Below are 8,141 nucleotides of genomic sequence, written 5' to 3' on the forward strand. Positions count from 1 at the left end.
TCGATGATCACGTTCTGGATCGTGCCGCCGTTGGCCACCACGAACATCGGGTCCTGGCTCTCGCCCTGGCCACCGTCACCGATGCCGTAGTAGCGCTTCATCCCACCGTCGAAGAACGAGCCCACGTCACGCGTCTCCGTCTGATGCACGCTGCCGGTGTCGGACGGCCACGAACCGCTGCCGTCACCACCGCCGGGGCCGCCCGTGGGCGTCACGGTCGGCGTGGGCTCCGGGTCCGGCGTGCCTCCGCCTCCGGCCGGGCGCAGCGTCCACTGCTTGGTGGAGACCGAGTCGCAGGAGTTCTGCTGGAGCAGGGCGCCGGAGGAGGTGGAGTTGTCCTTGACGTTCAGGCACTTGCCGCCGTTGGCGTTGACCACCCGGTAGTTGGACCCGGACTCGGTCAGCCGCCAGGTCTGGGAGGCGGCGCCGGTGCACGACTCCTGCTGGACGGGCTTGCCCGCGCTGGTGGAGGCATCGCGTACGCCCAGGCACTTGCCGCTGTGCGCCGCCTTGATCTGGTGACCGTCGCCCGAGGAGGCGAGGGTGAAGACCTGCCCCGCGCCGCCGGTGCAGGCCGCCTGGGCGAGTTGCGTACCGTCGCCGGTGCTCTGCCCCGGCACCGCGGCGCACAGGCCGCTGCCCGCGTTGACCAGGGTGTAGTTGCCGTTGGACGGAGCCGCGGAAGCGGGTGCGTTGAGGGCGGCGACGAGCCCGCCGGTGGTGAGAAGACCGGCGGTCAGGACAACCGCCAGCCTTCTACCGAGATGTTCCTTGTTACGCATGTCCAGCTCCATTCCTGCGATCGTGGTCCGGATGTGGGGGGTCAGGGCATGGCGGAGCAGAGGTTCGGCCAGTGCGGCCTGCAGGCGGTTGCGCGACGGCTCGGTGATCATGTGGCCACTCCGGCGTCGTCTCAGACGAACAACCGGTTGCACTACATTTACGTTACATAGCGGAAACGTCAAGGCGTCCAGGTAAAACTGCAAACGCGTTCAGGGGTTTCGCCTGGTATTGCCGTTATTCCTGCAACAACCGCTTGCAAACAATACGAAAAAAGAGATGCCCCGGACCCCCTGAGGGGGCCCGGGGCATCGTGGGAAATGTCAGCCCATGTGCGGGTAGCGGTGGTCGGTCGGCGGGACGAACGTCTCCTTGATCGTGCGGGCGTTCACCCACCGGATCAGGTTGTAGATCGAACCGGCCTTGTCGTTGGTGCCCGAGGCGCGGGCGCCGCCGAACGGCTGCTGCCCCACCACGGCCCCGGTCGGCTTGTCGTTGACGTAGAAGTTGCCGGCCGCGAAGCGCAGCCGCTCCGAGGCCGAGGCGATCGCGTAGCGGTCCTGGGCGATGATCGACCCCGTCAGCGCGTACGGGGCGATGCCCTCCATCTGGTCCAGGACGGCGTCGAAGTCGGCGTCGTCGTAGACGTGCACGCCCAGGATGGGCCCGAAGTACTCCTGGACGAAGATCTCGTCCGTCGGGTCGGCGCACTCGAGGATGGTCGGCTTCACGAAATATCCGGCGGAGTCGTCGTACGAGCCCGTCAGCACGTCGATGTTCGACGCGGCGCGCGCCCGGTCGATGGCGGCCTTGTGCTTGGCGAAGGCCCGCTCGTCGATGACGGCGCCCATGAACGTCGACAGGTCGGCCGTCACGTCGCCCACGGTCAGCGACTCGGCCACGCCCACGAGGTCGTCGCGCATCCGGCTCCACACCGAGCGCGGCACGTACGCCCGCGAGGCCGCCGAGCACTTCTGCCCCTGGTACTCGAACGCGCCCCTGATCAGGGCCGTGGCGAGCACGCCGGGGTCGGCCGACGGGTGCGCCAGCACGAAGTCCTTGCCGCCGGTCTCGCCGACGAGGCGCGGGTAGCCCCGGTAGCCGGCGATGTTGGCGCCCACCGTGCCCCACAGGTGCTGGAAGGTCGGCGTCGAGCCGGTGAAGTGGATGCCGGCGAGCTCCGGATGCGTCAGCGCGACCTCGGAGATCGCCTGCCCGTTGCCCGTCACCAGGTTGATGACGCCCGGAGGCAGCCCGGCGGCCTCCAGCAGCCGCATGGTGAAGTGCGCCGCGAACTGCTGCGTCGGCGACGGCTTCCACACCACGACGTTGCCCATCAGCGCCGGCGCGGTCGGCAGGTTGCCGGCGATGGCGGTGAAGTTGAACGGCGTGATGGCCAGCACGAAGCCCTCAAGGGGCCGGTACTCCATCCGGTTCCACACGCCCGGCGAGGAGATCGGCTGGTCGGAGTAGAGCTGGCGGGCGTAGGAGACGTTGAAGCGCAGGAAGTCGATCAGCTCACAGGCGGCGTCGATCTCCGCCTGCTGCACCGACTTCGACTGGCCCAGCATGGTCGCGGCGTTCAGCGTCGCCCGCCACGGCCCCGACAGCAGGTCGGCGGCCTTGAGGAAGATCGCCGCCCGCTCGTCGAAGGAGAGCGCCCGCCAGGCGGGGGCCGCCCGCAGCGCGCTTCCGATCGCGTCCTGCACGTCCTGGGCCGTAGCGTCGTTGGTACGCCCCAGGACGGAGGCCTTGTTGTGCGGCTGCACCACGTCGATGGGCGCGCCGCCGCCGAGCCGCTGCTCGCCGTCGATCGTCATCGTCAGGTCGATCGAGGTGCCGGCCAGCTCCTTGATCCGGTTCTCCAGGGCGGCGCGCTCGGCGCTGCCCGGTGCGTAGCCGTAGATCCGCTCGTTGGCGGGAACGGGCACGTTGCTGATGGCATCCATGTTCACTTACCCCCAAGGGCACGAAGGAAGAAGGCGACGTTGGCGGGGCGCTCGGCCAGGCGGCGCATGAAGTAGCCGTACCAGTCGTCGCCGTAGGGGATGTAGACGCGCATCGTGTGACCGGCCCCGGCCAGGGCCTCCTGCCGGTCGGTGCGGATCCCGTACAGCATCTGATACTCGTAGTCGCCCCTGGAGCGCCCGAAGCGGTCGGCGAGCAGCTCGGTGATGGAGATCAGGCGGTCGTCGTGCGTGGCCACCATGGGGTACCCCTTCCCCGCCATGAGGATGCGCAGGCATCGCACGTACGCCTTGTCCACGGCGGACTTGCCCTGGTGGGCGACGGAGGCGGGCTCCCGGTAGGCGCCCTTGACCAGCCGGACGCGCGAGCCCTCGCCGGACAGCGCGCGGCAGTCGTCCTCGCTGCGGAACAGGTACGCCTGGATCGCCACGCCGGTCGACGGGTAGTCCTCGCGCAGCGCGCGCAGGATGCCGAGCGTCGAGTCGACGGTGGTGTGGTCCTCCATGTCGAGCGTGACGGTGGCGCCGATCGCGTCGGCGGCGGCGCAGATCTCGCGGGCGTGCTCCAGCGCCATCGTGTCGTCGAGCTCCTGCCCGACGGCCGACAGCTTGACCGACACCTCGCCGCGGCGGCCCAGCTCCAGCGGGCGCAGCTCCTCCAGCAGCGTGATGTACGCCTTCGCGGTGGCGGCGGCGGCCCCGGCGTCCCGGGTCTCCTCACCGAGATGGTCGACGGTCACCGCGAGCCCGGCATCGCGCAGCCGTTCGATCGCGTCGCGGGCCTCCCGGCCCGTCTCGCCGGCGACGAAGCGGTCGACCACCTTGCGCGTGAGCGGAAGGCCGGACACGGAGCGGCGCACCAGCGCGCTCCGGGATGTGGCGAGCAGCAGTTGACCCAACATGCTTCCAGCCTAAAACCGCAGCTCAAGCAGGGCCATGAACGGGCGTAACGCCGGTTGTGGCAGGCTGTCATACAAATGCACAACACCACTGATCTGCAGGAGATCGTCGACGAGATCGCGGGCCTGCTCGGCGCGTCGGCGACGCTGGAGGACCGCTCGTTCCGGCTGCTCGCCTACGGCGCGCAGCACGGCGACATCGACACCGTCCGCCAGGAGTCGATCCTGCGCCGGCGCGCCACCGGGGAGGTGCGCGACTACTTCGAACGCTACGGCATCGCCCGCGCCCACGGCCCGGTCCGCATCCCGGCCGACGCCGACCTCGGGGTGCTCGCCCGGGTGTGCTGGCCGCTGCGGCACGGCGACGTCGCCTACGGCTACCTGTGGCTGCTCGACTCCGGCAGCCTCACCGACGCCGCCCTGGACCGGGTCGCGCCGCTGGTCGGGCGGGCCGCCGCCGCGCTCGCCCAGGAGGCCAGGAGCCGCCGCGACCTCGGCTACGGCCTGCGCGCGCTGCTGTCGGCCGACCCGGAGGAGCGCGCCGGCGCCTCCATCGAGATGCCCGGCCCGGTGACCGCGATCGCGGTACGCGAGTCGCCCGAGCGCGTCGCCGCCCTGTGGACGCTGCCGCGCGGCGTGCTCGCCCGCGCCGGCTCGCCGGTCGCGCTGCTCGCCCCGGCGCACCTGGCCGCCGAGGTCGCGCTGACCGTGATGGGCGCGTACGGCACCGAGGCAGGCGTCGGCGGCGCCCGCGCCGACCCGGCCGACGCCTGGCAGAGCTGGCGCGAGGCCCGCCACGCGCTGCGCGTCGCCGAGCACTTCCCGCGCTTCGCGCCCGTCGCCCGGTGGGACGACCTGGGCGCGCACCGGCTGCTGGCCAGGCTCGGCCAGGGCGACCTGCGCGAGCTGGCGGGCGAGGTCGGCGCGCTGGACACCGAGCTGGCCCAGACCGTCGAGACGTACCTGGACCTCGGCGGGCACGCCCAGAAGGCCGCCGCCGCGCTCGGCATCCACCGGCAGACGCTCTACTACCGGCTGGGCAAGGCCGAGCGGCTGACGCACCGCGACCTGTCCGACGGCGACGACCGGCTCACCGTCCACCTGGGGCTGAAGGCGGCCCGGCTGCGCGGGTAGGGCTCAGGACAGGTGGCGCAGCGCGCTCCCGTCGCCTGGGCCGCCCCGCCCGGCCAGGCCCTCGGCGACCTGCCCGCGCAGCGTCGCGTCCTTGTGGCCGTCGTACTTGAACTTGCCGCGGATCTCCTCGACCGACAGCCGCAGCCCCTGCAGCCCGGACAGCAGCCGGGGCATCGCGGCCGGGTCGCCGTGGCCCGGCTCCAGGTCGCCGAGCTGGGCGCGCAGGATCTCCAGCTTGCCCTCGGCGTCGGCGACGACCTCGGCCCGGCAGGTGACCTGGACCGACGAGTAGTACGTGGTCGGCACCCCGAGCGACGGGTCCGTGCCGGGCTCGGCCCGCCAGGCCCCCGGGATGTACGCCCACGGTCCGGCGACCGACAACAGCACCCTGGGGTTCTCCTCGATGGCCGGCCAGATGGGGTTCGGCCTGGCCAGATGGAGCCAGATCGTGCGCTCGTCCACGAGCAGGAACTGGGTCGGCACCACGACGGGCACCTCACGCCCCCGGCCGGCGGCGATCAGGTGCCCGAACGCGTTGTCTCTCAAGTAGGCGAGCGACTGCTCGTCAGAACCGGCATCCCAAGGGTGAATCAGCATGGAATGACGATATATGCGGACATCTAGGCACAGGCGGCCTCGTACACCCGCAGCAGCTCCTGACTGACCCGCTCCCACGAGTAGCGCGAGCGCGCCCGGTCCGCGCCGGCGTAGCCGAGCGCGGTGCGCAGCGTGGGGTCGGTCAGCAGCTCCCTGGCCAGCCGCGCGGTCCTGGCGGGCCGGTCCGGCGGCACCAGCAGCCCGGTGACCCCGTCGATCACGGAGTCCAGGTGCGCCCCGACGGCGGAGGCGATCACCGGCACGCCGCACGCCATCGCCTCCAGCGCGACGATGCCGCTCGTCGTCTCGCGCGGCACCGACACGACCGCGTCCGCGCCGCGCATGAGCTTGGGCACCGCGGCCCGCTTGACCTGGCCCAGCAGCGTCACCCGGTCGGCCACGCCGAGCTGCTCGGCCAGGGCGCGCAGCCGCCGCGCGTCCCTGTCGTCGCCGAGATCCTCGGGGGCGGGCCCACCGGCCACCACGAGCTCCACGTCCGCCAGCCCGGGCAGCGCCCGCACGATGGTGTGCGCGCCCCGGTCGGGGGACAGGGGGCCGACGTGCAGCAGCCGCTTGCGGCCGCCGCGGGTGGCGGTCATGCCCTGGCGGTGGAAGCGCTCGGTGTCGACGCCGTACGGCACGATCGCGATGCTGGTGCGGGGGACGCCGATCCGGATCAGCGCCGACTCCTCGTCGCCCGAGCCCGCGATGACCGCGTTGGCCCGGCGGCCCAGCGCCCGCTCCAGCTTCACGTGCGCGGGGTCCACGGTGTGGAAGGTGTGCGTGACGGGCACGTTCAGGCCCTTGGCGCCGGTGACCGCGGCCAGGCCGCAGGTCCACGAGTGCGCGTGGATCACGTCGGGCAGCTCCTGCTGCCAGCGGCGCATCAGGTAGGCGCCCACGTCGTTCAGGTACGGGGCGACGTCGTCGGAGCTCAGGTTGCGGGCCGGGCCCGCGTCGATGTACTCCACCGTGACGCCCGGGGCCACCCGCGTCTTGGGCTTGCCCTCGGTGCTCTCACGGCGGGAGTAAATGGTGACGTGGTGATCACGTCCGAGTTCGCGCGCCACGGAGAGGATGTGGTGGCGCCTGCTGCCAGAGCCGGAAGCGACGATCGCGATATTCATGGCACACCTCAGCGTGAAAAAAGCCTTCAAGGTGTGCCTGCGTCTTAGGCACGGTCTAGCTACGGACGACCATACCCACTTTCCCGCCAATCGCAAACCATGCGCAATCAGAGACAGAAATCAGACGCCGCGGAGAGCGAGGATCACGATCTCGTCCCACACCTGCCCGCCGGAGAAGGCGTGGCGGTCCGCCTCGATCGCCTTCACCACCGTGGACGGGGCCTGACCTGCGGACCTGCCCAGCACGTCGGCCAGCCGCTCCTCGCCGTACGGCTCGCCGACCTCGTTCCTGGAGGAGATGAGCCCCTCCGAATACAGCACCAGCGTCTCGCCGGGCGCCAGGGTGATCTCCTCGGTGGTGGTCTCCGCCTCCGGCGCGATGCCGAGCGGCACCCCGCCGCCCAGGGCGAAGCGGACGTGCCCGTCGGGCTGCACCAGAGCGGCCGGATGGTGTCCCGCCGACGAGACGCGGATCCTGCGCCCCTGGACGAGCCCGGCCACGGCCATCACGAACATGCCGGTGCCCTGCTCCACCAGCGCCTCGTTCACCTTGCGCACCACCGCGTCCGGGTCGGACTCCCAGGTGCCGAGCACCCGCAGCCCGCCCCGGACCATCGCGCTGACCGAGGCCGCCTCCTCGCCCTTGCCGGCCGCGCCGCCCATGGCGAAACCCCAGCCGCCCGCCATCGGGAACACGTCGTAGAACTCGGCGCCGACCGACGAACCCGGATGGTAGATCGCCGCGGCCTCGTAGCCGGGCACGTCCGGCAGGCTGCGCGGAGCCACGCTGGCCGACAGCGCGTCGGCGGCCCGCGACCGGCTCTGGAAGCTCGTCTGCGCCCGCACCGCCAGGCCGAGCTGCACTCCGACCTCCTCCATCACGCTCAGGTCCGCCAGCGTGAACGGCGGCCGGTCGTGCCCGCGCACCAGCGTCAGCGCCCCGTCGCCGGCCCCGATCGGCACGCACAGCAGCGAGCCCGCGCCCATCGCCGTCAGCAGCGGCCCCTCCGGGCCGAAGCCGAGCAGTGTGTCGTCGTCGACCATCTCGTGCACCACGCCCGAGCCGCGCTCCAGCACCTGGGCCACCACCTGCGCGCCGGCCGGCTCGCTCGCCTCCACCTGCCGGACCAGGTCGCCGAGCGGCACGTTCTTCGGCGCCACCACGATCGAGCGGCGCGGCAGCCCGTCACGCACCTGGTCGGCCACCACCCAGTCGGCCCACCCGGCGGCCAGCAGCCGCGTCGCCCGGGGCAGCGCCACCGGCTGGCGCATCGCCTCCTCGTCCAGCAGCAGCGCGGCCATCCTGGCCAGCAGGTCCTGCCGCCGGGCCGCCGCCAGCAGCAGTGTGCCGTCGGAGTCCTGCGGGCGGCCGGTCCCCGGCTCCGGCAGCTGCGTCTCCGTCGGCAGCGCCACCACGGCCACCATCTGCTGCGGCTCGCCCGGCATCGTCAGCCGGGTCAGCGCGAGCTGCACCGTGTGCGTCCGGCCCTGGTGCGCCAGCCGCGTCTCGAACGCCGCCGCCTGCCCCGTCTGCAGCACCGACGTCAGGTGCGAGCGGAACGCCGCCCGCCGCGACACGTCCACCAGCAGCGGGAACGAACGGCCCACCAGGTAGCCGTCGGGGCTGCCCAGCACCC

The 8,141-nt window shown here is 72.1% G+C and carries 7 protein-coding genes; 1 reads left to right on the forward strand and 6 read right to left on the reverse strand.

Annotated elements, in window-relative coordinates; genetic code table 11:
- From ADY59_RS35405 to ADY59_RS35415, 3 genes are all read right to left on the reverse strand, one after another.
- Nucleotides 1–893 (reverse strand): RICIN domain-containing protein (locus ADY59_RS35405; protein ID WP_197094013.1); only part of this gene is annotated, 893 nt, incomplete at its 3' end.
- Between the two features lie 210 nt (nt 894–1,103).
- Complete coding sequence (gene pruA, locus ADY59_RS35410) at nt 1,104–2,729, reverse strand: L-glutamate gamma-semialdehyde dehydrogenase (protein ID WP_049571858.1); 1,626 nt, start codon at nt 2,727–2,729, stop codon at nt 1,104–1,106.
- 2 nt (nt 2,730–2,731) lie between these two features.
- The gene (locus ADY59_RS35415) at nt 2,732–3,649 is read right to left on the reverse strand and encodes a proline dehydrogenase family protein (protein WP_049571860.1); all 918 of its coding nucleotides are present in this window, start codon (nt 3,647–3,649) and stop codon (nt 2,732–2,734) included.
- A gap of 75 nt (nt 3,650–3,724) precedes the next feature.
- Here ADY59_RS35415 and ADY59_RS35420 point away from each other — a divergent pair, with 75 nt between their 5' ends.
- The gene (locus tag ADY59_RS35420; protein ID WP_049571861.1) at nt 3,725–4,780 is read left to right on the forward strand and encodes a PucR family transcriptional regulator; all 1,056 of its coding nucleotides are present in this window, start codon (nt 3,725–3,727) and stop codon (nt 4,778–4,780) included.
- 3 nt (nt 4,781–4,783) lie between these two features.
- Here ADY59_RS35420 and ADY59_RS35425 read toward each other — a convergent pair whose 3' ends face one another.
- From ADY59_RS35425 to ADY59_RS35435, 3 genes are all read right to left on the reverse strand, one after another.
- A complete protein-coding gene (locus tag ADY59_RS35425) occupies nt 4,784–5,377 on the reverse strand; it encodes an FMN-binding negative transcriptional regulator (protein ID WP_049571864.1) in 594 nt (197 codons plus the stop codon).
- A 23-nt stretch (nt 5,378–5,400) separates the two neighbouring features.
- Nucleotides 5,401–6,504: a glycosyltransferase gene (locus ADY59_RS35430; protein ID WP_049571865.1), complete on the reverse strand. Its 1,104-nt coding sequence runs from the start codon at nt 6,502–6,504 to the stop codon at nt 5,401–5,403.
- Nucleotides 6,505–6,624: 120 nt separating this feature from the next.
- Nucleotides 6,625–8,141: PP2C family protein-serine/threonine phosphatase (locus tag ADY59_RS35435; RefSeq protein WP_049571868.1), on the reverse strand; the 1,517-nt coding region annotated here is incomplete at its 5' end.

This window comes from Nonomuraea sp. SBT364 (assembly GCF_001083785.1).
Lineage (GTDB): Bacteria > Actinomycetota > Actinomycetes > Streptosporangiales > Streptosporangiaceae > Nonomuraea.